This window comes from Chryseobacterium sp. StRB126, from assembly GCF_000829375.1.
Taxonomy (GTDB): domain Bacteria; phylum Bacteroidota; class Bacteroidia; order Flavobacteriales; family Weeksellaceae; genus Chryseobacterium.
Map to the genome: position 1 here is coordinate 3052897 of NZ_AP014624.1, position 22864 is coordinate 3075760.

Genomic DNA, 22864 nt, shown 5'->3' on the forward strand with positions numbered 1-22864 from the left:
CAAATTAATAATAACTCATTAAAAAACATTACAATGAACACACAGTCAAAAATCACAGTTTTAGCAATGGTAGCTTTATCATTTGCATTTAGTGGGAAGGTAACTGCACAGATGATGAAAGAAAAAACAGTAATGGTAGGAGGTGCTCCTATGTATCCGTCTAAAAACATTATTGAAAACGCCGTCAATTCTAAAGATCATAAAACTTTAGTAGCTGCCGTAAAAGCAGCAGGATTGGTAGAGACACTGGAGGGTAAAGGACCTTTTACCGTGCTGGCACCTACAGATGCAGCATTTTCAAAACTTCCTAAAGGGACAGTAGAAACCCTGGTAAAACCCGAAAATAAAACAATGCTTACAAGTATTTTGACCTATCATGTTCTACCTGGAAGATACAGTGCTAAAGAAATCTGGGCCGCAGTGAAAGCTGGAAACGGAAAAAGCATGATGAAAACAGTACAGGGAGAGGAACTTACTTTCTGGACGCAAGGGAAAGATCTTTATATAAAAGATGCGAAAGGAAACAGTGCTAAAGTAACCATTGCAGACGTGAATCAGTCTAACGGAGTTATTCACGTAATAGATACGGTTCTTATGCCGTAGTAAACATAGGGTCTAAGCAGCATATTTTCAGTGTGCTGTTTTTTCTTTTGATTATTTATCCAACCCTTCAAAAATTAATATTATGAAAAAAATGATTCATGTTTCTAATCAGGGGGCAACTCTTGATACAGGCAGAAGAAACTTTTTAAAGCTAAGCGGTGTGGGACTGGCCATTGCCGGGCTCACCATGATAGGCTGTAATGATGATGAGGACTTTCAGATGATGGATAACAGCAAAATATTTGATTTAGGAACCGGAGATGTGGGAATTTTAAATTATGCCTATGCCCTCGAGCAGCTGGAAGCTGATTTCTATACCAAAGTAGTGAATAATTTTTATACCGGAATTTCGAGTATTGAAAAAGAGGTTTTCACTGATCTTTACCATCATGAAGTAATCCACCGGGATTTTTTTAAAGCAGCCATCAGCGGTGCTACCCAAAATGTACTTCCAAAACTTGACTTTCAGTATCCCAATGTAAATTTTAATGACCGAAATTCTGTACTTGCCACTGCAAAAGCACTGGAAGATACTGGTGTAGCCGCTTACAACGGTGCCGGAAAGTACATCACCAATCCTGATTATCTTGTGATTGCAGGAAAAATAGTTTCCGTAGAAGCCAGACATGCTTCTGCTATCAGAAATCTTATCAATCCCGGAACTGCTGATTTTTCCGGCGATGATGTAATAGATGCGAATGGTCTTGACCTTGCTAAAGAACCGAAGGATATTGTAATGGCAGCAGGAGGGTTTATAAAAACCCGCTTTACATGGAAAGAAAGAGGTATTAATTAATTATTCATCTTCAAAAACTTGTATTATGAACATTCTTAAATTATTAGATAAGCTTTCTCATGATAAATTTTTCACCACGGAAGCATCCCGACTAGACACCATTACAAATATATCCCTACTAGGAAAAAAAACAGCTGTAGCTGCTGTTCCTCTGGGATTAGGAGCCTTAATGACAACGTCAGCAAAAGCAGAAACCGTAAATACAAAAATTACCGGAACTTCCCTTAAAAGTACTTTAACAGACGCTTTGCAACTCGCTCTGGTACTTGAATACCTTGAAAACGAATATTACGCTATAGGATTATCTACCTCAGGGTTAATTCCCAATGCAGACAGAACCGTTTTTATGCAAATTTCCAAGCATGAATCTGCCCATGTCAGTTTTCTGAAAAGTACCCTTACTTCTCTGGGAGCCACTCCCGGCAGCAAACCAACTTTTGATTTTACGGCGAATGGTAATTTCGCTCCATTTACCGATTACAACCAATTTCTTATTCTCTCTCAGGCTTTTGAAGATACAGGAGTAAGAGCGTATAAAGGCCAGGCCGGAAATGTTATGTCCAATAAAGTTGTTCTTCAAGCGGCCTTGCAGATTCATTCTGTGGAAGCAAGACATGCTTCACAGGTTAGGAGAATGAGAGCCAATAAAGGCTGGATTGAGCTTGCTAATGGAGGTAATATGCCATCAGCTACTAATCCTGTCTATGCGGGTGAAGATAACGTTAATCAGGCTGGATATAACACAGGAACCGCTTTTGGAGCTGCCGCCGGATCTGCAGCCTATGATGAAATTTTGAGTGGAAGTGATGCACAGGCTATTGCCTCATTATTTATTGTATAGTAGTTATTGACATCTTAGATATATCAATTTAACAAAACTTCAAAAGCATCCCACGGGATGCTTTTTGACTATAATAATTTACTTCAATAGGATTACAATCCCATATGTAAAATAGGATATTCTTTTCCTTGTCCGTCTAATTCTGACTTGCCCAGCACATGAAATCCGATATGTTTGTAAAAATCGACGGCTTGTATATTTTGTTCATTCACATCTACTTTAGTTATTTGTAAATGATCTATTCCATAACATATCAATTGTTTACCAATTCCTTTTCCACGAAAATCATTATGGATAAACAGCATCTCAAGATTTCCTTCTGCAACCCTCATGAATCCAATTAAAATACCATCTGCCTCAAATCCTGCTAAAGTAACATGCTCAAAATAACCGGGAATTTGTTCTTTATAATACTTAAAATCTTCTTCTTTCAGAAAGTCGTGGGTATTGAGTACGGCACTTTCCCAAATTTTCATCAGTTGTGAGTAATCCACTGCTGTAATTGCTCTAATCATAATTGTAATTTTTTATGGTGCAAAAGTCTGTATTTATCCATATCCAACACTGAACCTAGGTTAAAAAATACGTTTGCGTATTCTGCTAAGAGCCTGTGGAGTAATTCCTAAATAAGAAGCAATATCTTTTAAAGGAATAAAATTAAAATCACTGCCATATTCTGCCATCATTTTCAGGTAATATTGCTCTGGAGTGTATTTTATCAAGTCTATATTTCGGTTGAGAAGCTTATTCAACAATCTGGCAGTTAGGTCTTCAAAAACTGGTTTTAACCCTGAAATTGCTTTGTAGAGTCTTTCTGCCTGCTGATAATCTATTCTATATATCTCACAATCTGTAATGGTTTGCACATTAAAAGTAGACCTTTCCTGCAAGGTAAAGGATATGTTGGATAAAGAGAAAGTACCTTCCTTGCAAAACCAGAACGTCTGTTCTTCTCCTTTGTGATTGAGTGTCCAGCAGCGGACGATTCCACTGAAAATGAAATAACTGTATTTTTCCAATTCACCTTCCTGGATAAGGAAAGTGTTTTTTTTAACCGAAATACGTTCAAAACATTGGTCAAAAAGCTCACAATCAGCTGAATTGAATGTATGAATATCTACATCAAATTCCTTGAATAATTTTTCTAACAGCATATTATAATACAGAATAACAATAGGAGAGTACAAGATACATTTTATCCCGAATAGATTTTAAAATATAACCAAAACTAGAGCTAAAATACTCTAAAAATCTTCAAATATTCTTTCCCACAGATTACTCAGATGTTCATACAAGAAAATAAAAACATAAGTCACTGATTGTCATATAAATAAAATTAAATATTATTTGAAAAAATATTAAAAAAAATACTCATAAAATTATAATACGACACGTTCTGTCGCTATGCGTCTATATCTTTGTATTAGATATAAGAGACAGAACCCCGGGAAGTTACAATCTTATTAAACCGAATTTTAACCTTAAATTATTATTTTAAATTATGTACAAAAAACAACTAGTAATCATTTTTCTTTTTCTATTTTTCATTTCTTATGCCCAGAACGAATTTATTACTGTCTGGAAACCTAATGTAAACGGAACCATCGATAATGCGATATCTTTTGGTGGCACCGGAACCAACTACACCATTAGCTGGGAAGAAGTAGGCTATCCTCAACATAACGGAACTCTTTCCGTTACCTCCAATAGCAATATTTTTACAATTATTTCTTTTGGAACTTCTTTAAACCCAAATCCTATCCAGGCAACCTACAAAGTAAAGACATCCAATGGTAATGGATTATTTTATGGATTTAAAGTTAACCCTGGTGGAAATCCGGAACTCTTCGAAGTGAGCCAATGGGGAGATATTCTTTGGCTCCAGCAATTCGATCAAGGATTTTCGAACTGTTCAAACCTTGATGTAACCGCTACTGATGCTCCTAATCTGACACAAATAAACAATCTATCACAAATGTTCTTAAACTGTCCGTCTTTGATTGGGAATCCTTCATTTGCTAACTGGAACACAAGCAACATTACGAATATGAACAGTATGTTTAGCAAGGCAAAATTGTTTAATCAGCCTATTGGGACCTGGAATACAGCAAAAGTAACAGATTTTCGGGATATGTTTTCTTACGCATCTGTTTTTAATCAAAATATTTCTGCCTGGAATACCTCGTCCGGAACCAATTTCATTTCCATGTTCCAGGATGCGGTAGCATTCAACCAGCCATTGAATTCATGGAATACAAGCAATGCGACGAATTTCCGTTATATGTTCTCTAATGCTAAATCCTTTAATCAGCCTCTTAATAATTGGAACACCAGTAAAGTAGTAAATTTTGATCAAATGTTTACCAATGCATCATCATTTAATCAGCCTATTGGAAACTGGGATGTTAGTAAAATTGGAGGTGCTTATGGTTTTATGATGTTTAATGGTGCTTCGGCTTTTAATCAGGATATTTCTACCTGGAATATTAAGTTTCAAAATGTTCCTTCGGCCTATGTGTATTTCGGGTTTAACAATTCTGGTTTATCATGTGTTAATTATAATAAATTTCTAATTGCTCTCAGCAATAATCCTACATTATCAAACTTAGGATCCGCAATTGGAGTCATAGAAGCGGCAGGATTAACTTATTCTACACCGCAAGCTATTATGGCAAGAGCTCAATTGACCAACAAAGGTTTTACCATTAATGGAGACTCTTATAACCCGAGCTGCAACGCCAACTTATCAACAGCAGAAACTTCAAAACAAATGAAAACTCCGGCTTATCCTAATCCGACAACAGGAGTAATTACTATTGAATCTACTGCCAATGAAAATGCTTATTTATATGACATTACAGGTAAAATCATTAAAAACGTGATTTTAAATAAAGGAAACAACCGTGTTGACCTTACAGAATATCCGTCTGGAAATTATATACTAAAAAGCAATACGATTTTCACGAAAGTCATTAAGAAATAAACTAAACTCAATGATAAGTAGCCAAATGACTACTTAATTAAGCCTCCAAAGTTTTCGGACTTTGGAGCTTTTTAGTTAATAGTAGGAGAGTAACCAGCAAGAGCCTGACACAATTATTTCACCACAGATTACTCAGATTTTCACAGATGATACCCCTTCATTTTACTTAAATAATTTGACTAACTTATTCTTAATTAACATAATGAGTTAATATAACTAATAAAATAGGAGAGTACACGATATATTTTATCCTGAATAATTTTAAATTTGGCAAAACTATAGACATTGTAAAAATCTTCGAATATGGATAAGAATACTTCACCAGCTTATGATTTAGATCTGTTTTTCACAAATTCTTTATGGGGTAAAATTCATCTGGCAACAGCTGGCGGATATATTTGCGACGAAATATTTAATGACTCTCAACATGGTGAAACCAAAATAAATCTTCGGAAATCAGCGCGTACAGACTATGGTTACAAAATTAATCCAAATCTGGATAAAATTTTAAGATTGGGAGATCGTGAAATAGATTTTAAAAAGTTTGATAAAGAGATGTATCTGAAAGATTTTATTTTTTATGCAAAGAAAGGATATTTTTCGTTTGATAAAACTTTCGTAAACAGTCCATTAGATTTTCATTATCATCTAGTAGCATATCCGATATTCAGCGAAAATAATTTTCAAGACGGTTTATCAGATTATAAGAAGCAGGAAAAGGAAGAAATAATTCGTAAAGCTTTTCTAGAGCCTATAGAAATGAATATGCTTAAATAAACTGAATATCAACAAAATGGAGGTCAGGAAAAGATTATTTCGAAATCCTGAAAATATATTCAATTTAACATAATATAAATTATAGGAAAAATATAATTTTACAGAAAAGAGTATATATCAGCTATGTTAATCACTTTATAAGCTTATTCAGCGTATAATTCAAAGCTTCGTTGCTCTGAACCTGAATATCAGGAATTACACCATGCCGGTCTTTCTCTGTGGCACCAATATTAAAATCTTTTGTAGATGATACGTTCAGAAATAATTTTGAATTGGGCAATTGCCTTTCTATAACTTCTCCAGGTGAAATTATAAATCCACCGGTTTCTGAGCCTATAATTTTTCCTGCTTTATAAAATTTAAAAGCATTGGCAAAATCTGCAGCCGATGAAAATGTCTGGCCACTGATGAGCAGATAAACATTTCCTGTAAATCGCTCATTTTCATTTTTGGACTCAATGACATTTTTTGAGTGATCTATAACGCCCTATAGTTCCGGATATTCCCTTTAAATAATTTTTTAATTCCGTAGAATCGATTTCTGAGGCTTTATATATTATGTTAAATTAAAAGCAGGAAATTATTCTCATTACACAATTACTTATATTTATCATTTTCCAAATTTCTCCGTTAAATATTCCGTAACGACTTCCAGGAACTCTTCTTGAGTCATAAACTGATCCAGAAAGTCTTCAAAATTCCCTTCATTTTCAAGTTCATCAAAATACACTTCATGGTCTGTGCTGTAAACTGTTGGGTTAGATTGCTCCGGATCTTCTGTACATACGAAATAATGATCCGGATATCCATAGGAATACAAAATACAGAGAAAATCCGGTTTAGAAATCCCTACAACTTCCTGTACATAATCTTCATCAATTAAATCTTCAAATTCCTGCTGATCGTCTGAATCCTCCTTAAAAGGTGTAAATATCCAGTCTTTCACAAAATACTGCCCATACGCTGAATCATGAGCTGAAAAATAATGTGTCAACAGATTATCATAGAACTTTTCCTGATGGTTATGATAAAGCTCTTTATGGGATTCATAGAATTGGTCAATTCCGTAAACATCCCAATCCTTATCATATAAATAATGAGTAAACCTGATGCCTTGCCAGTTTTCAACAAAACTTTTACCAGCACTTACTGCATCAGTATTTCCGCCTAAAGCTATGATTTTCTTTATAATACTATCGTTCATCTGTTACTTTTACTGTATTACGGTTCAGTTCACCATTTCAAATGGCATCTGTAATCTCTTCCTGACTATATTCAAAATAATTACCATTCTTATCTTTATGAGACTGAAACAGTTTAATATGATAGCCTTTGAAATTAATCTTCAAAAAATCGGGAAAATAATCGCTTCCTGAACATATATAATTATAAAATATTCCTTTAAAAGACTGGTCATTAGGATCTGGAATCTCAAAAGTACTCATTCGCCTTACAATTTCAGACAATTCGTCTCTTGTAATATCCTCAATAATTTGAGGATCAGGCAAACTGATATTAAAAGACAGGTACTCTGCACCCTCTCCTTCCCACCATTCCCAAAGATTGAACCGGGACATTTCTTTTCCAGTCATTGCATGAAGCTTCTCTTCCAGCTTCTTATACTCAAGGGAGTCTTCATCACCATATTCATCGCACCGGTCTGTATAGTCTAAAATAAGCTTTAAGACTTCCGGATATCGTTTTTCAGCAGTTTCAAAATCGGGTTCTATTTCATTTCTCAATTTCATCTTTATACTATCTATTGAAATATTATGTTAAATTACTCTATAGTAAACCTCTTTCCTATTAGTTTTTTCTTTATTAAAAATACAAAATCTTGCCACATGGCAACCTTTATCTTTTTAAAAGGAACTAATTTTACTTAACCCCAAAAAGAATAATATGAAACCTAAAATGATCTGGGCCAATCTGGCGGTTGCCAATCTGGAACGCACCCAAAAGTTTTATGAAGCCATAGGATGTACTCCCAACAATCCTAACACTTCTAATGATTTAGTAAGCTTCTTTTTTGGAGAAAATAATTTTGTTATTCATTTCTTTCTGAAAAATATACTGGAAAGGAATGTAAAAGGCGTTTCCTTCGGTGATTCTAAAACTTCCAATGAAATCATATTTACAGTTTCTGCTGAGACTAACGATCAGGTAGATCAATGGGTTGCAGAAGTTAAAAATGCAGGTGGAACCATTGTCTCAGAACCTGAAAGTTTTGGAAATAATTATTATGGTTTTGTGTTTGCAGACCCGGATGGACATAAATTTAATGTCTTTAAAATGTAAAAATCTGAAATTTCAATCAAAATTCATTTTCGCCCATAAATCACCTTTATTTTCAATCAGATAGCATAGGTAGAGGATGGAAATAGACGGGTTATTTGGGCTTTTTATCGTTTTCCTTTATTTGAAGGGCGTTTATGTCATTTTGTAGAGGTTTTATGAAAAAATAGAACCTAGTTTCACTGAAGAAAACAGGCTGATGATTAAAAAACAGCAACGTAAATTCAATAGAGATGGGCTTTAGCCCATCTTATAAAAACATTACAATCAATTTGGCTTTAGCCAAAACCTATTAAAACAGTTTGAATAAGTTTAAAGCAAACCGGCTCTTGAGTTAACTCAAGAGCCGGTTTGTTATTCGTATAATGTACAATAGATTACAGAATGCTATTTATTCATTCCCAAACTGTTATACAATTGCACCTGCCATATTCCCACTACCTCTTTAAGCATAACGAATGTAAATGCAGCATTATAGCTATTAGGAAATACAGTGATTTCGGTATCTATAAAATCTGAGGCCTGCGGAATAGGTTTTAACCCAAAGGTTTGAAACAGAGCGACAGATCTTTTCATATGAAAACCTGAAGTAACCAGATATAAGCTAGAGGGAGCCATCCTGTTTATCATCTGACTTGAGAATTTTGCATTCTGATACGTATTCATGCTTTGCTCTTCCTTAATAATATCAGAATCCGGTACTCCCATCTTTTTAAAATCCTCACTGAATAATTCTGCTTCGCTTATATGTCCTCTTCCTTTTCCGGAAATTAATATTTTACAAGGTTGATTATTTTTCTTGTATTCATGATACAATTGATAAGCAGTAAACATTCTGGAATAAGACATGGTATGCAATTTCTCTGTATTGTCGATATCTACAACCCCACCACCCAATATTACAATAATGGGATTCTGAGCAGGTGTATTCTTTATTTCTGAAGCCCTGATGTAACTTTTCTGCAAATATCCGGAGATTAGCTTACCCAGAAAACCGTTACCTATCAGAATAACCATGACAACTGCTGATATAAAAACTCCTATTCTCAGATTTTTACATTTATTTTTTCTTTTCAACAGAGCAATGATAACAATTGCCAGAAATACTAAAAAATAAGGTTCTGTAAAAAGTTGTAAAACACGAAATAAAAAATCCAGTAAAAATTTCATCTATGATAGTATTGATTAATGCTAAGAAAACATTGGATTTTCAAAGATAAGGTTATTTCATTACTACTACTTTTCTCAATATATTTTGAACCATTAAGAAGATATTAAGTTGTTAAGGCTATTTAAGGAAATATCTAAACATATCCATGAAGCGGAATACTTCATTCAAATTTATTTGACTCTTAACTTAGCTTAACGCTTCTAATGGTTTTAAAATCATGAATAAAGAAACCACAGAATTCAATTTAGAGATAAATACTTAGCTTATAATAAAGGGTTTCGGCGGCCTTTGGCCGCCGAAACCCTACCCACTCACCTTCATCAGGCAAGCTCACTTGCCTAACCTTAGCTCCCTAAAAATAATACGCCCACCATCATAAACTTTGCGTCTAAAAAATTCTCTCGCAGATCACACAGATTACGCAGATTTTATCCTTTACTTATCTGTCTAATCTCCAAAATCTGCGAGACTTTATAAAAACAGCAAGCAAAAGAGTTTATTTCCCTCACCATAAAAGCAGAAACCCTATCCATTCACCTTCATCAGGCAAGTTCACTTGCCCATTCTTAGCTCCCTAAAAATAATACAGCCACCGTCATAAAACTTTGCGTTTAACAAAAATAAAGTTCCCGCAGATCACACAGATTACGCAGATTTTATCCTTTATATCTGCTTAATCTGCGATACTTTATAAAAGCAGCAAGCAAAAGAGTTTATTTTCCTCACCATAAAAGCCGAAACCCTATCCACTCTCCTTCATCAGGCAAGTTCACTTGCCCATCTTAGCTTCCTAAAAATAATACAGCCGTCATCATAAAACTTTGCGTTTAACAAAAAATAAAGTTCCTGCAGATCACACAGATTACGCAGATTTTATCCTTTACTTATCTGTCTAATCTCCAAAATCTTCCTTTTCTAAAGTAATCTGATCTCTTAAAAATCAACATTTCTCAAAAAAAAACTTGCGTAGTTAAATAACTACATATATATTTGTAGTCAAATAACTACACGATGAATTTAAGAAGAGATGTTTTTCAGGCGATCGCAGACCCTACCAGAAGATCTATATTGATGCTGGTGGCTGCCCAATCCATGACTGCAGGAGCCATTGCTTCCAATTTCGATACCGCAAGACCTACCGTTTCCAAGCATCTTCAGATTCTTACAGAATGTGAACTGTTGAGATCCGAACAGAACGGCCGTGAAATTACTTACCACCTTAATCCCAATAAAATGAAAGAAATAGCCGATTTTATAGAGCCGTTCCGCAAAATGTGGGATGAGAAATTCAATAAACTGGAAAGTGTGATGAAAGCATATCAGGATAAAAATGCGTGATGCGCGTTTCGGGGTTCGGGGTTTAGCAATATAAGTTTACAAATACAAAACCAAATAAAAGCCATTTACTCGTACCCTTAACCTCAATAACTAGAATCCCACACCACGAAAAACAATAACACGTACCTCGAATCACGAAACTCAACAACCCGTATCTCGCACCACGAACCACGAACCCAAAATCCTCAAAATATGGAACTTAAAACAAAAATTCAGGCAGAAGATGGAAAACAGGAAATCTTCATCATCAGAGAATTTGATCTTCCTGTAGAATTGCTCTTCAAAGCTTATACAGAAGCTGAACTTTTCGAACAATGGATGGGAACCAAAGTGACCAAGTTTGAAAACCAACCCCACGGAAGTTACCGTTTCGAAACTTCAAACCCTCAGGGAGAAGTCATGTTCAGTGCCAACGGAACCATTCATGATATTGTTCAGAATGAGAAAATTATAAGAACTTTTCAGATGGAAAACACCCCTTTTCCGGTTCAGATTGAGTTTTTAGAATTTGAAAAGCTAACTGATACCACCAGCAAAATCACCATTCAAACCATCTATAAATCAATAGATTTCAGAGATCAGCACCTGAAAATGCCATTCGCTCAGGGAATTAATAGGGCGCATAATCGTTTACAGGAAATGTTTAACGGACCTCGTGTTCCGGATTTCGAGGGATAAGTCATAAAATTATTGCTTAAATATCTCGTACTCTATATCATGAAACTCAATAGCCCGCATCTCGCATCCCGAACCCCTCAAATCCAAAACACATGAATCCAAAAGTTGATTTTTTCTTCGATAAAGCCACACAATGGAAAGAAGAATTTGAAAAATTAAGAACCATTGCCCTAAGTACCGAATTGGTAGAAGATTTAAAATGGGGCTGCCCCTGTTATACCTATGAAGGGAAAAATATTTTCTTAATTCATGGTTTTAAAGAATATTGTGCACTTCTCTTTTTTAAAGGTGCTTTGATGAAAGATCCGGACCAGATTTTAATTCAGCAGTCTGAAAATGTACAGGCGGCAAGGCAGATCCGTTTTACAGATATTCTCCAGATCAATGATCTTGAAAAGGAGCTTCGGGCCTATATGTTTGAAGCTGTAGAAATTGAAGAATCCGGGGCAAAAGTTGAAATGAAGAAAACCAAGGATTTTGAAATGGTTGAGGAATTTCAACAAAAATTAGATAAAAATCTTGTATTAAAAGAGGCGTTCCAAGGATTAACACAGGGAAGACAACGGGCCTATCTACTCTATTTCTCATCCGCCAAACAATCTAAAACCAGAGAAGCAAGAATTGAGAAATGCATCCCTCAAATCCTAGACGGAAAAGGACTTAACGACTAATCACAAAACTTAATCAATATGGAAACATCAAACCGATCAGAAAAAAGAACAAAGATCATCTACTGGATCTTTACCCTTTGGATGGCATTAGGCATGGTTTCTACAGCCATTGTTCAGCTTATGAAAAATAAAGATGAACTTGCCAATTTTACCAACCTTGGATATCCGGCTTATCTCATGACCATCATCGGAGTCTGGAAACTGCTGGGTGTTATCGCCATCCTTATCCCGAAACGATTACTATTAAAAGAATGGGCCTACGCAGGATTTTTCTTCGTGATGTCCGGAGCCGTTATTTCACATCTCATTGTTGGAGATCCTGCCGGAAGAACCTTCCCTGCTGTTTTACTGTTTGTATTGGTTATTATTTCATGGTATTTCAGACCTTCCAATAGAAAAATTTCCATTTAACCTTAGTAACTTTATCTTAAAATTAATCACTTAAAAATTTGATATGAAAAAGAAACCATTAACATCCGAACAAAGCGAAGTCCTTTTAAAAGTACTGCAAACCCGTTTTGAAAAAAATATGAACCGCCACAAAGGCCTGAAATGGGAAAAAATTCAGACCAAATTGGAATCTAATCCCGAAAAACTATGGTCTTTAAATGAAATGGAAGAGACAGAAGGCGAACCTGACGTTGTAGATTACAATCAAAAAACAGACGAATACCTCTTCTTCGACTGCTCTCCGGAAAGTCCAAAACGCAGAAGCCTTTGCTACGATTATCCAGCCTGGGAATCCCGAAAAGCCAATAAACCGGAAAGCAATGCCATAGATAAAGCTTCAGAAATGGGCATTGAAATTTTAACCGAAGAACAATATCGCAAGCTTCAGGAGCTTGGAAAGTTTGACCAGAAAACGTCCAGTTGGGTACAGACACCTTCATCGATCAGAGAACATGGTGGTGCTGTTTTCTGCGATAGACGCTACAATACGGTTTTCTATTATCATAATGGTGCCGATTCTTATTATGCAGCGAGAGGATTTAGGGGGAGTTTGAGAGTTTGAAGGTTTGAGAGTTTTAGAGTAAAGAAGAAAAATCTTTGATTTTTCAAAACTTATGTGTACTTCTTATACGCAAAGCTCTTAACTTCAAATAACTTAAGTGTTCAAAAACTTTTGCGACTTTTGTGGTTACAAGAAAATCTTAATCCACTACGCTTGGATTCCTACGGAATGACAAACAGAACAGAACAGAACAGAACAGAACATATCACACACCACTCTATATAAATCTCAATATTGCAAAAATTTAAAACACTTTAGAACACTTTAGCAAGTTTAAAATTATAGTGCATAATTAAGTACACTTAAGATGAAAATCAAAGATTTTTTTAAAACTTTAGTGTACTTTATATGCGCAAAGCTGGAAACTTTAATAATTTAAGTGTTCAAAAACTTTTGTGACTTTTGTGGTTACAAGAAAATCCTAATCTACTACGCTTGGATTCCTACGGAATGACAAACAGAACATATCATACACCACTCTATATAAATTTCAATATTGCAAATATTTAAAACACTTTAGAACACTTTAGCAAGTTTAAAATAATAGTGTATAAGTAAGTGCACTTAAGATGAAAATCAAAGATTTTTTTTTAAACTTTAGTGTACTTTATATGCGCAAAGCTGGAAACTTTAATAACTTAAGTGTTCAAAAACTTTTGTGACTTTTGTGGTTACAAGAAAATCCTAATCTACGACAGTTGGATTCCTACAGAATGACAAACAAAACGTTTAGTTTATTTATAAATTACCTGTCTCTCTTTTCCAATAACATTCATGACCCTTTTAACCATGGAGATTCTACACTCCAGAATATAATATTAACTCCCAGGAAATCCTGTGCATAATTCACAAATTCTTCTTTTGTAAAAGGTTTTTTTGTTTTTGGATTTTTATATGTTAAAGTGGGCTCCTGAACTGCCATAGCGACCAGTGATAATTTTCCTTTATATAGATTAAAAAAGGGATAAGAGTTTTTCATCTGAGCTTTTTTATGAGGAACAATATCCGGTCCTCCTAACCCTATATTGTTTTTATCGGCAAAATCAAATAATCTGGACATATACTGATGATCATTTTCCCATTCACAGGGAAAGAAATTAACATATTGTAATACATAAGATTTTTTGAATGCATGCCTTGCAAATTTTAAATTATCCAACTCAGCCTGAAAATATGTATCACAGCTAAAGCCGGTTTTATCCTTTTTCATTTCAATATCTATGGAGGTTTCTGGAAGATTAATTCCCTGAATTCTCCCATCAAATTTTTTCGCCAGCTCTCCTATCAGCTTTTGATACCTTTCTCTAACTGCAGGATTCCATTGCTGGGTTACCCAACCGCTTCCAACAGGTTTATTTTCTCCCGGATTATCATATTGAGCCACTAGCCCGCCGGTATATTCCTTCCCATTCAAAATATAATCAGGTACATATCTTGCCTGAGGCTCAAAAAACCTGTCCTGAAGCTGTATAAACAGTTTTTTATCTAAAGAAGTCAAATACTCTAAATCTTTTTCAATACCTGAAAAATCATAAACATCTTTTGAAGTTTCCAAAGCTCTCCAGTTATAGACAATCTGTACCCCTCCAATATCTTTTCGGACAATCATTTTTTCTATATTCTGCAGATCTCCCGATGAAGTATAAATATAGTTTTGGGGTATTTGACCTTTCAAAAAATCTAATCCTAAAAATAATAATCCCAATCCCAGCATTCTGATAGCCTGTTTCATAATATGAATTTAAAAATAAAATAATATGAATCATTTTCCGTGCCCAAGTGAATGATATTTTTAAACTTTAGAAAAATATTCATTAATATATAAATAGTATCACTAATTTAGCGCTTCAAAATTTGATTTTAAATAACTAAGGATATGAAGAAATTAATTTTAATGGGTGCTATTTCAGCAGTAATGATTAATTGTAATAAAAAAACTGAAGCTCCTGCTCCGAAAGCCAATACTGATACTATTGCAGTAGAAGAGCCTGTAGTAGATACATTAGGGCCAAAGTCATTCTGTTATGTAGGGGTGGTTGGAAAAGACAGTGTCTTCGCCTCTATTGATGATAATCTGGGAACCATTACCGGAAAATTATCTTACAAAAACAGTGAAAAAGACAGTTCAAAAGGAGATGTAACCGGTTTTAAATCAGGAGACACTCTGAAACTGACTTACGAATTTACTTCTGAAGGACAAAAAAGCAAAAGAGACATTTATTTCCTTCAAAAAGATAATACTCTGACAGAAGGAATTGGAGATCACAAAGAAGAAGACGGGCAGTCCAAATATGCCAGCGAAAATAAGATCAGCTACAAAGATGGGCCAAAACTGAATGCTGCTGACTGTAAAATAGTTAACAAAGCTGTAAAATAAATCAATAAATACTATTGAAATCAAATAAAAATGCTGTTCTCAAATTTGTGAACAGCATTTTTTATCTCTATATATTCTTAATTTAGAACTCCCGCGGATCTCACAGATCTCGCAGATAAATCCTATGTGATTTTCATCTAAAAATTATAGTTTTTCATTAATGATTTCAATGAAGCGGCTTACCGCATCATCACTTGTACTCCAGGAAGTAATCAAACGAATGGCAGAAAACTCTTCATCTACTTTTTTCCAGACAAAAAACTCAAAACTCTCTGATAAAACTTCAATAAGCTCATTGTTTAGAATTGGAAAAATCTGATTGGTATAAGTATCTGCAAGAAAACTGATCCCTTTTTCCTGCAAAGCATGTTTGATCTTCATTGCCTGCTGATTCGCGTGTTTTGCCAAATCAAAATACAGATCATTCTTCATCAGTTCTAAAAACTGAATTCCCAATAATCTTCCTTTTGCCAGTAATGCTCCTTTTTGCTTGATATTAAAAGCAAAATCTTCCTGGAGAGCCGGATTATTGATAACAATAGCCTCTCCTATTAATGCTCCGTTTTTCGTTCCTCCGAGATAAAAAATATCGGTGAGTTCCGCTACTCTTTCCAAACTTAAGTCACTGATTTCAGATGTAAGTCCGTGCCCCAGCCTTGCACCATCCATGAACAGATAGAGACGGTTTTGCTTACAAAATTCTGAAAGCTCTTCCAATTCTTTAGCCTGATAAATCGTTCCCAGCTCTGTAGAATTGGAAATATAAACCATTTTCGGCATCACCTGATGGGGTACATTTCTATGATTTTCCAACACCGGAATAATGTCTGATGGTCTTAGCTTTCCATCTTCCGTTTCAATACTTAAGATTTTATGTCCGGTTGCTTCAATTGCTCCGGTTTCATTATTCAGAATATGTCCGGTAGATGCTGAAATTGCACATTGATATGGTTTTAAAACAGAAGAAATCACAATTAAGTTCGCTTGCGTTCCTCCTGAAACCAAATAAATATCTGAATCTTTTTTATTGATTCTGGTTTTAATTAATTCCTTTGCTTTCAAAGAGAACTCATCTTCACCATATCCGGCTTGCTGGTCAAGATTATATTGTAAAAGTGCCTGTAAAATATTGGGGTGACATCCCTCAGAATAGTCGTTTTTAAATGAAAATTTCATAGTGTAAAAGTAAAAAAAGTTAAAATAACAAGAGTGATCTTTTGAGATTATTTTGTTAGATTTGTATTGAAAATCATCTAACATTTTGAAAACAACCCTAACAGAAGAAAATTACCTGAAAGCTTTGTTTCATTTAGTTGACAATGAAGGAAAGGTGACGATTAACGAACTCAGCAAATTTTTAAATGTAAAAATGCCGAGCGTTAACAATATGATGAAAAAATTTGCAGAAAAGAAATGGGTCATTTATGAAACCTACAAACCTCTGATCGTTACCGAAAACGGAAAACGAGAAGCTGCTTTGGTGGTTCGTAAACACAGATTGACTGAAATGTTTCTGGTTAAGAAAATGAATTTTGGCTGGGAAAATGTCCATGAAATTGCAGAACAACTGGAACACGTTCATTCCCAAATCTTCTTTGATAAAATGGACGAAATTTTGGATTACCCTAAATTTGATCCGCATGGAGAACCTATTCCTGATAAAGATGGAAACATTATTGCCCAGGATCTTCAGAAGCTAAGTGGATGTGAAGAAGGAGAAACCGTTGTTTTTGCTTCCGTTACTCTTTCTGATGACTCTTTCCTAACTTATTTAAATGACAGAAAGCTTCTCCTGAATACCAAAGTAAAGATTATTAAAATTGAAAGTTTTGATAAATCGATGACCATAGAAATTGAGGGTAAGAAAGAAATCCTCAGTAAAAAAGCTACGGAAAAAATATTGGTAAAAAAATAATCATAATTAAATCTGCTTCTGAAAAATGAAGCAGATTTTTTTGGGGGCTACGAATGAACTGGTAAAAAATATTTGTTTTATTCGTGGCTTTTATAAATAATATGTAAAATACTTCAAACTAAGGGTGATCAAAACTTCTATCGAAGACTAAACATTCCCATCCCCCGGAGAAGTGGCAAATTTTTTTGAATTTTTGATGGAGTGGTAATCTCCAACTGTTAAAAAACGGTTAAACTTCTTTCCTATCAAAAACTTCGATAATTAATTTCACTAGGTTTGCAAAATCTTCTGTTGGAAATTCCATATCTCCAACACGTCTTAAACTTTAATTATTACCTTTAAAAATTATGAAAAAAAGCATCCCGTTTTTTATTGTTTCGATGTTGTTGAGTCCTTTTGCAAGTGCGCAGGTAAAAGATTTTGTCATTGAACCACCTATTAAAAACAATTTACATATTTATAAAACTTTTGGAGTATTTGGAGGTAAAGAATATTCTGCCAATTCAGTATATCTTGTCACCAAAAAAGGGGTTGTTTTATTTGATGTTCCATGGGAAAAAGTACAATACCAAAGCCTGATGGATACTATCCGGAAACGTCACAACTTACCTGTTATTGCTGTATTTGCCACCCATTCCCATGATGACCGTGCTGGAGATCTTAGTTTTTTCAATAATAAAGGAATTAAGACCTATGCAACCACTAAAACCAATGAGTTTTTGAAAAAAGACGGAAAAGCAATATCCACTGAAATCATCAAAACCGGAAAACCTTACCGCATTGGTGGAGAAGAATTTGTGGTAGACTTTCTTGGAGAAGGACATACTGCTGATAATGTAGTGGTATGGTTTCCAAAATACAATGTCCTGGATGGTGGATGTCTTGTAAAAAGTAATTCGGCTACTGATTTAGGATATATTAAAGAAGCCAATGTAGAAGAATGGCCCAAGACGATGAATAAACTGAAAACCAAGTATTCTAAAGCTACATTAATTATTCCCGGACATGATGAATGGAAAGGCGGTGGACATGTGGAACACACTTTAGAACTTCTGAACAAGAAATAAAAAACAATCTGAATATAAAAAGACCTGGCAAAAACCAGGTCTTTTTTATGCAATACTATTTGGTTGAAAGATATTTAATGGCTTCATCCATTACCCTGTCTGCAAATGTTTTAGGACTGCTTGTCATTTGCGCAACTTCAGTATCCGAAGGAGGGGTTACATAAATATCCGGTTTTATACCAACCCCTTCAATAACTTCATTATTAAGATTCTTAGTAGCCATCAATGGCATATAAAACTCTAGAATACCACCAGCAATAACATCCCGGGTGCCTCCATTAAAATCATCTGATCCTCCCAGACCTGCAGTGGCTCCAGCACTGTAATCTCCCATAGAAATAGCATGAGTTCCCTGGCTTTTAAGCATCAATGTAGACATTTCCGACATACTTGCACTTCCTTTATCCGTTAAAACAACAATCGGAATATTCCCGGGAATTCCAAACATATGAGGTTTTACCTGTACCGGAACCCAAGGAGTATAATTAAATTGTCCGTTCCCCTCTTTTGTTCTCTGATAAAATGCAAGAGCGTTTTTAGTAATAAACCTGTCTGTGAAAAAACGGGCATCAACAATATTACCACCGCCGTTACCTCTTAAATCAATAATCACTTTTTTAATATCTCCTTTGTGTAAAGGATTTAAAAACTTCTGATAAAAAGGAGCATTGGTCAGTATTTTGTTGGCCGCATTCTGGAACTGGGCCAAGTTATATCCATATTTTACATGATTATCCATCTGCTGGATAAACCATTGGATATAAGGAAGAGTTTCACTACTTAACACTGAAGAATAAGTGGCTGAACTATTATATTTTACAAGATTATTAGATTTTGTGAGTAACTGCTGGGTTAAACTTAACAATGCATCTGATAAAACTTCTGTGCTTTTAAACGTTCCGATCTGGCTATTGAAAGATTTCATCTCATTTGAATTCGGAAATGAGTTCCATTCGTTTAATAGATTTATAGTGAAATTTTTAACTTCATTTCTCTTGTTACTATCACTAATTGCATTGAGTTGTGCACTGCTTTCAATGGCGGCAGATGTAAGAACAAGCGAATTTCCCGGATCCGGGCTTAAATATTTATCAACAAGATTAATCTTAAAATTTGTAGATAATGAAAAACTTTTGAAACTGAAATAGTAAATATCCGGATTAGATTTCAAATTACCCGCCAATAAAAAATTATTAGTTAATACAGCCCCATCCTGAAGCCTGTCTTTCATATATCCGTATTTAGCATCAAACGGATAAATATTAGATCTCACTTCGTTCATCCCTCCATAAAAAGTATATGTATTGGTAATACCGGAATTTGAAAAAGGAACTTTTATTTTAACGTTAAAATGTCTGTCAATGATGGGATTTATGATTTCTGTAAAATATACCTTTGCTTTTTCAGCATCCGCCTGAAGTTCTGCATCACTTACTCCAATCCCATTATAGGATTTTAAAGCAGCAAATTTTGGATAATACTCTTTATAAATGGTATTCCAATCCATACCATCTTTTCCTTTCTGTTCATAAAAATAATTATACCGCTGATCCATTACTGTCCAGAATACTTTAAAAAGATCGGCGTAGGATTTTATATCATTGCTTGTATATCTTGTTGGCTCTGTAATAGGAGACTCATTCTCCTGCATACAGGAATTGAATGTTACTGATGCTGAAAACAGTACTAATCCTAAATAAATGATACTTTTTTTCATTTTATATATTTTAATTGATAAGAAAACTTTTTACTTAAACTTATAGGAAACACCTAAAGAAATCATATATGACCGAATGGTTGATTTACGGTCTTTATCGTTATTCGCCATATTGATATCTGAAAGCCCATACTGGTAGTTATAGGATCCATATACATCAAACTTATTAAAAGAATATCCTAACTGCGCCTGGCCTGCCAACCCATATCCCCAACGATTAAGCTGATTTTCATTCTTTTTGAAATCATATTTATCAGAAACTTGTGTATAATTAAAAGTTCCATTTTCCTGCAATTCATTAAATACCGGATACCGCCCTTCTCTTTTCATACTTAGCCAGTAATCAGTATACATTCCTCCGGCAATTTTGATCCATACACCGGTGGTTTCATGTGGATTATTCAGGATATAGCCTCCTACCATTAAAGGAAGGGTTAAAAAATTATTATTATATTCTGTATACCATCCATCTCTGCTTCCCGTTCTCTCAAACTTATAATTCTTTTGCTGAAACGAAACTCCTGTAGAAACAAAAAGTGATTTCCAAATCATATACTCCCCAGACAGGTTGACCCCGAAACCATAACGCCCGGTATACCTTGAATCAACAAGATTTGAAAGGTCAGAATTTAAAGCACCATACGTATACCCGGCATCCAGACTTACCTTAAGTTTATTTTGTCCCATCACTACTGTTCCGGTAGAAAAAAGACAAAGACAAAAGATTTTAGATAATTTTTTTTCATAGATTTTTTTTTGAGTTATTTCATTTATAATTATAATATTGATATCAGATTTTAAAGCTATTTTTCGCTTCTGTACATCTCATATGATCTATAGCACTTATTCTTTTTACAAAAAATATAATTCCGTTTTTGCAACCTTAGTCCCTAAATCATTGATGATTCGATGAACAAACCAAACAATAAACAACAGATTATCACAAAACTATAGCATAAATTAAAAAAACTGTTAAAAACAATATACTACACGCATACTTTTTAAATACAACAAATTGATTATCAATATCTTACAAACAAATCGTCATGATATTTATTCATTGATATGGGATTTAAAAAGAACATGATGTAGGGTGTATGATGTAGGGTAAATAACCTGAGTTCGGGATAAGACATTTCTGTTTTTAGTAAGTAAGGAAGCCTGGAGCTGGGAGAGGGAAGTGAGTTGAGTTTAAAAAAACCACTTACAACCCTGTAATGTATTATTCCTTTAAAGACTGCTTCATCAAATTTTGCGGCAACGTCAGAAATTGTAGTTCCGATAGTAACTTCCAGCCTATTACCCTTAATTTTATGATCCCGAACTCGGGTAAATAATATAATATATAGAAAACTGGGACATTATTTTTGCGGTCAGGAGTAAATCCAAGATTATTTTACTGTGACGCAGAACCAATAAAAAATCCCGAATTAGAAAATTCAGGATTTATCTTTTTTATAAGTGAAGAAGTTTTTAGTCTAAAACGCTCCAACCTCTTTTCGGGTTGGTGTTGGTAGAAACTTCCTGTTCGTTAACAATGATATTTTCTTTTCTCTGACCAATATAATCCAGTTCGCTCAGTTTTGAGAAGATAATTTCTAAACTTCTTAACATCTGTTGGATATAAAGTAAAGGTTCTCCGCAATTATGATGATCATAGTTTGTTTCTGCTACAATAGAAAGCTGGTTTAATAAAGTATGTGGGGCAATTTCACTCCACTCCAAACTATAGTTCAACATTTCTTCCAATTCTGCAGGAACCAGAAGTTGCGTTGAGTTGTATAAATGAAGGGCTAGTCTTGCAAAAGATTCAATTAAAAATACCGGCGGTTGGTATGGGGTAATATTCCTGAACTGAAAATACATATCTCCAAAAGTAGTCACCATCGTATTACAAACAAACTTAACATTCTGTGCTAGGGCTGTATTCTGGTTCTTGTGAGAAGCTTTCTGAATAATTTTGAAAGCATACTGCTGAAGGTTTCCAATAGATTTTGCAAAGCTGCTGTAATATTCTACCAAAGCCGGATGGCTCTGAACCGAAGTACAAGGTGGAATAAAATTAGAATCTACCTGTGCGATGTTTGCCTTTAAATCTACTTTACCGATAATCAGGTAATTTCCTCCTGAATAGCTGCTGTTCAAAGACGTTACAGGAAGAAGTTCAATGTGGTGATTGGGTTGTGCACTTGGGTGACGTGGTGGAATTTCTTCCGGATCAATATCTCCAAAAGGAACTTTATCAAACGGATTTACAGAGATCAGGATATAATATTCTCCATCTGCCTGCTCTTCACTCATTGATTTTGCCAGTGATTTTACACTGATTCTTCTGTCACTTAATTCGATACGGTAACCTGCCATAGTAACAGCGCTGCATCTTTTGATAACAAGCTGTACATCATTGGTAGCGGTGTTATGAACATCAAAAATAGTACGGTCTGTATACTCAGTAGAAATAGGTAAGAGCCCATAGTTATATGTAGTAATCCCAAGTGAATTGGAATCTCTGATGGTATCAATTAAGAAATTATCCTGATCATTAAGGTGTCTTTGGGAAACTTTCATCCCATCCACCCAGTTGATTGCAAAATGTTTAATAGGTTGTATCATGTTTAATACT

Annotated in this window: 25 protein-coding genes; 14 read left to right on the forward strand and 11 right to left on the reverse strand. The window is 34.6% G+C overall.

Translation table 11 applies throughout. The features are described from left to right. The first annotated feature begins 33 nt into the window (after positions 1-33). The 3 genes from CHSO_RS13805 to CHSO_RS13815 all read left to right on the forward strand — a co-directional run bounded on the left by CHSO_RS13805 (position 34) and on the right by CHSO_RS13815 (position 2240). Positions 34-603: a fasciclin domain-containing protein gene (locus tag CHSO_RS13805; RefSeq protein WP_045502577.1), complete on the forward strand. Its 570-nt coding sequence runs from the start codon at positions 34-36 to the stop codon at positions 601-603. Between the two features lie 82 nt (positions 604-685). Further along, a complete protein-coding gene (locus CHSO_RS13810) occupies positions 686-1399 on the forward strand; it encodes a ferritin-like domain-containing protein (RefSeq protein WP_045496950.1) in 714 nt (237 codons plus the stop codon). Positions 1400-1424: 25 nt separating this feature from the next. Beyond that, the gene (locus CHSO_RS13815) at positions 1425-2240 is read left to right on the forward strand and encodes a ferritin-like domain-containing protein (protein WP_045496952.1); all 816 of its coding nucleotides are present in this window, start codon (positions 1425-1427) and stop codon (positions 2238-2240) included. A 92-nt stretch (positions 2241-2332) separates the two neighbouring features. On the opposite strand, the gene CHSO_RS13820 is transcribed toward CHSO_RS13815, so the two are convergent. After that, entirely contained in the window at positions 2333-2755 is a 423-nt protein-coding gene (locus tag CHSO_RS13820) for a GNAT family N-acetyltransferase (RefSeq protein WP_045496955.1), read from the reverse strand. 60 nt (positions 2756-2815) lie between these two features. Next, entirely contained in the window at positions 2816-3394 is a 579-nt protein-coding gene (locus CHSO_RS13825) for a Crp/Fnr family transcriptional regulator (RefSeq protein WP_045496958.1), read from the reverse strand. Positions 3395-3741: 347 nt separating this feature from the next. On the opposite strand from CHSO_RS13825, the gene CHSO_RS25070 reads away from it, so the two are divergent. Both CHSO_RS25070 and CHSO_RS13835 read left to right on the forward strand, forming a co-directional pair. Then, on the forward strand, positions 3742-5223 hold the full coding sequence (locus CHSO_RS25070) for a BspA family leucine-rich repeat surface protein (protein WP_052480602.1): 1482 nt from the start codon (positions 3742-3744) through the stop codon (positions 5221-5223). Positions 5224-5526: 303 nt separating this feature from the next. Further along, entirely contained in the window at positions 5527-6000 is a 474-nt protein-coding gene (locus CHSO_RS13835) for a hypothetical protein (RefSeq protein ID WP_045496960.1), read from the forward strand. A gap of 130 nt (positions 6001-6130) precedes the next feature. Here the strand turns inward: CHSO_RS13835 and CHSO_RS25375 are convergent, their stop codons facing one another. From CHSO_RS25375 to CHSO_RS13845, 3 genes are all read right to left on the reverse strand, one after another. Continuing rightward, on the reverse strand, positions 6131-6481 hold the full coding sequence (locus CHSO_RS25375) for a S41 family peptidase (RefSeq protein WP_084220992.1): 351 nt from the start codon (positions 6479-6481) through the stop codon (positions 6131-6133). Positions 6482-6610: 129 nt separating this feature from the next. Further along, entirely contained in the window at positions 6611-7204 is a 594-nt protein-coding gene (locus tag CHSO_RS13840) for a hypothetical protein (RefSeq protein ID WP_045496962.1), read from the reverse strand. Between the two features lie 37 nt (positions 7205-7241). Continuing rightward, positions 7242-7748, reverse strand: a complete 507-nt coding sequence (locus CHSO_RS13845) for a hypothetical protein (RefSeq protein WP_045496966.1) — start codon at positions 7746-7748, stop codon at positions 7242-7244. A gap of 154 nt (positions 7749-7902) precedes the next feature. On the opposite strand from CHSO_RS13845, the gene CHSO_RS13850 reads away from it, so the two are divergent. Then, a complete protein-coding gene (locus CHSO_RS13850; RefSeq protein ID WP_045496970.1) occupies positions 7903-8298 on the forward strand; it encodes a VOC family protein in 396 nt (131 codons plus the stop codon). 384 nt (positions 8299-8682) lie between these two features. Here CHSO_RS13850 and CHSO_RS13855 read toward each other — a convergent pair whose 3' ends face one another. Next, positions 8683-9465 carry a YdcF family protein gene (locus tag CHSO_RS13855; protein ID WP_045496972.1) on the reverse strand — a complete coding sequence of 261 codons (783 nt, stop codon included), beginning with the start codon at positions 9463-9465 and terminating at the stop codon, positions 8683-8685. Between the two features lie 1012 nt (positions 9466-10477). Between CHSO_RS13855 and CHSO_RS13860 the strand changes: the two genes are divergently transcribed. The 5 genes from CHSO_RS13860 to CHSO_RS13880 all read left to right on the forward strand — a co-directional run bounded on the left by CHSO_RS13860 (position 10478) and on the right by CHSO_RS13880 (position 13165). Beyond that, positions 10478-10804, forward strand: a complete 327-nt coding sequence (locus CHSO_RS13860) for an ArsR/SmtB family transcription factor (protein ID WP_045496974.1) — start codon at positions 10478-10480, stop codon at positions 10802-10804. Positions 10805-10996: 192 nt separating this feature from the next. Further along, entirely contained in the window at positions 10997-11482 is a 486-nt protein-coding gene (locus tag CHSO_RS13865) for an SRPBCC domain-containing protein (RefSeq protein ID WP_045496976.1), read from the forward strand. A gap of 92 nt (positions 11483-11574) precedes the next feature. After that, positions 11575-12153 carry a YdeI/OmpD-associated family protein gene (locus CHSO_RS13870; RefSeq protein WP_045496985.1) on the forward strand — a complete coding sequence of 193 codons (579 nt, stop codon included), beginning with the start codon at positions 11575-11577 and terminating at the stop codon, positions 12151-12153. 18 nt (positions 12154-12171) lie between these two features. After that, positions 12172-12564 (forward strand): DoxX family protein, encoded by a 393-nt coding sequence (locus CHSO_RS13875; RefSeq protein ID WP_045496987.1) that lies wholly within the window; start codon positions 12172-12174, stop codon positions 12562-12564. Between the two features lie 43 nt (positions 12565-12607). Beyond that, positions 12608-13165 (forward strand): DUF4256 domain-containing protein, encoded by a 558-nt coding sequence (locus CHSO_RS13880; RefSeq protein ID WP_045496989.1) that lies wholly within the window; start codon positions 12608-12610, stop codon positions 13163-13165. 772 nt (positions 13166-13937) lie between these two features. Here CHSO_RS13880 and CHSO_RS13885 read toward each other — a convergent pair. Further along, a complete protein-coding gene (locus CHSO_RS13885; protein WP_045496994.1) occupies positions 13938-14897 on the reverse strand; it encodes a hypothetical protein in 960 nt (319 codons plus the stop codon). A gap of 144 nt (positions 14898-15041) precedes the next feature. On the opposite strand from CHSO_RS13885, the gene CHSO_RS13890 reads away from it, so the two are divergent. Further along, positions 15042-15542, forward strand: coding sequence for a hypothetical protein (locus tag CHSO_RS13890; protein ID WP_045496997.1), 501 nt, complete (start codon positions 15042-15044; stop codon positions 15540-15542). A gap of 144 nt (positions 15543-15686) precedes the next feature. On the opposite strand, the gene CHSO_RS13895 is transcribed toward CHSO_RS13890, so the two are convergent. Further along, the gene (locus tag CHSO_RS13895; protein WP_045502584.1) at positions 15687-16718 is read right to left on the reverse strand and encodes a threonine aldolase family protein; all 1032 of its coding nucleotides are present in this window, start codon (positions 16716-16718) and stop codon (positions 15687-15689) included. An 85-nt stretch (positions 16719-16803) separates the two neighbouring features. On the opposite strand from CHSO_RS13895, the gene CHSO_RS13900 reads away from it, so the two are divergent. After that, positions 16804-17457: a metal-dependent transcriptional regulator gene (locus tag CHSO_RS13900; RefSeq protein WP_045496998.1), complete on the forward strand. Its 654-nt coding sequence runs from the start codon at positions 16804-16806 to the stop codon at positions 17455-17457. 347 nt (positions 17458-17804) lie between these two features. Further along, positions 17805-18524: an IND family subclass B1 metallo-beta-lactamase gene (blaIND, locus tag CHSO_RS13905; RefSeq protein WP_052480603.1), complete on the forward strand. Its 720-nt coding sequence runs from the start codon at positions 17805-17807 to the stop codon at positions 18522-18524. Between the two features lie 55 nt (positions 18525-18579). Here the strand turns inward: blaIND and CHSO_RS13910 are convergent, their stop codons facing one another. The 3 genes from CHSO_RS13910 to CHSO_RS13920 all read right to left on the reverse strand — a co-directional run bounded on the left by CHSO_RS13910 (position 18580) and on the right by CHSO_RS13920 (position 22854). Beyond that, positions 18580-20241 carry a S41 family peptidase gene (locus CHSO_RS13910; protein WP_171817647.1) on the reverse strand — a complete coding sequence of 554 codons (1662 nt, stop codon included), beginning with the start codon at positions 20239-20241 and terminating at the stop codon, positions 18580-18582. Between the two features lie 30 nt (positions 20242-20271). After that, positions 20272-20928 carry an outer membrane beta-barrel protein gene (locus CHSO_RS13915; protein WP_052480604.1) on the reverse strand — a complete coding sequence of 219 codons (657 nt, stop codon included), beginning with the start codon at positions 20926-20928 and terminating at the stop codon, positions 20272-20274. A gap of 786 nt (positions 20929-21714) precedes the next feature. Further along, positions 21715-22854, reverse strand: a complete 1140-nt coding sequence (locus CHSO_RS13920; protein ID WP_045497006.1) for a hypothetical protein — start codon at positions 22852-22854, stop codon at positions 21715-21717. Positions 22855-22864: the final 10 nt, after the last annotated feature.

Excerpts from the sequence above, each read along its gene's own strand:
- CHSO_RS13825 (WP_045496958.1), bottom strand. The coding sequence starts at position 3,394 with ATGCTGTTAGAAAAATTATTCAAGGAATTTGATGTAGATATTCATACA.
- CHSO_RS13845 (WP_045496966.1), bottom strand. The coding sequence starts at position 7,748 with ATGAAATTGAGAAATGAAATAGAACCCGATTTTGAAACTGCTGAAAAA.
- CHSO_RS13910 (WP_171817647.1), bottom strand. The coding sequence starts at position 20,241 with ATGAAAAAAAGTATCATTTATTTAGGATTAGTACTGTTTTCAGCATCA.
- CHSO_RS13810 (WP_045496950.1), top strand. The coding sequence starts at position 686 with ATGAAAAAAATGATTCATGTTTCTAATCAGGGGGCAACTCTTGATACA.
- CHSO_RS13895 (WP_045502584.1), bottom strand. The coding sequence starts at position 16,718 with ATGAAATTTTCATTTAAAAACGACTATTCTGAGGGATGTCACCCCAAT.
- CHSO_RS13865 (WP_045496976.1), top strand. The coding sequence starts at position 10,997 with ATGGAACTTAAAACAAAAATTCAGGCAGAAGATGGAAAACAGGAAATC.
- CHSO_RS13805 (WP_045502577.1), top strand. The coding sequence starts at position 34 with ATGAACACACAGTCAAAAATCACAGTTTTAGCAATGGTAGCTTTATCA.
- CHSO_RS13890 (WP_045496997.1), top strand. The coding sequence starts at position 15,042 with ATGAAGAAATTAATTTTAATGGGTGCTATTTCAGCAGTAATGATTAAT.
- CHSO_RS13835 (WP_045496960.1), top strand. The coding sequence starts at position 5,527 with ATGGATAAGAATACTTCACCAGCTTATGATTTAGATCTGTTTTTCACA.
- CHSO_RS13920 (WP_045497006.1), bottom strand. The coding sequence starts at position 22,854 with ATGATACAACCTATTAAACATTTTGCAATCAACTGGGTGGATGGGATG.
- CHSO_RS13880 (WP_045496989.1), top strand. The coding sequence starts at position 12,608 with ATGAAAAAGAAACCATTAACATCCGAACAAAGCGAAGTCCTTTTAAAA.
- CHSO_RS13870 (WP_045496985.1), top strand. The coding sequence starts at position 11,575 with ATGAATCCAAAAGTTGATTTTTTCTTCGATAAAGCCACACAATGGAAA.
- CHSO_RS13820 (WP_045496955.1), bottom strand. The coding sequence starts at position 2,755 with ATGATTAGAGCAATTACAGCAGTGGATTACTCACAACTGATGAAAATT.
- CHSO_RS13815 (WP_045496952.1), top strand. The coding sequence starts at position 1,425 with ATGAACATTCTTAAATTATTAGATAAGCTTTCTCATGATAAATTTTTC.
- CHSO_RS13885 (WP_045496994.1), bottom strand. The coding sequence starts at position 14,897 with ATGAAACAGGCTATCAGAATGCTGGGATTGGGATTATTATTTTTAGGA.
- CHSO_RS13850 (WP_045496970.1), top strand. The coding sequence starts at position 7,903 with ATGAAACCTAAAATGATCTGGGCCAATCTGGCGGTTGCCAATCTGGAA.
- CHSO_RS13860 (WP_045496974.1), top strand. The coding sequence starts at position 10,478 with ATGAATTTAAGAAGAGATGTTTTTCAGGCGATCGCAGACCCTACCAGA.
- CHSO_RS13840 (WP_045496962.1), bottom strand. The coding sequence starts at position 7,204 with ATGAACGATAGTATTATAAAGAAAATCATAGCTTTAGGCGGAAATACT.
- blaIND (WP_052480603.1), top strand. The coding sequence starts at position 17,805 with ATGAAAAAAAGCATCCCGTTTTTTATTGTTTCGATGTTGTTGAGTCCT.
- CHSO_RS13875 (WP_045496987.1), top strand. The coding sequence starts at position 12,172 with ATGGAAACATCAAACCGATCAGAAAAAAGAACAAAGATCATCTACTGG.
- CHSO_RS25070 (WP_052480602.1), top strand. The coding sequence starts at position 3,742 with ATGTACAAAAAACAACTAGTAATCATTTTTCTTTTTCTATTTTTCATT.
- CHSO_RS13855 (WP_045496972.1), bottom strand. The coding sequence starts at position 9,465 with ATGAAATTTTTACTGGATTTTTTATTTCGTGTTTTACAACTTTTTACA.
- CHSO_RS13915 (WP_052480604.1), bottom strand. The coding sequence starts at position 20,928 with ATGGGACAAAATAAACTTAAGGTAAGTCTGGATGCCGGGTATACGTAT.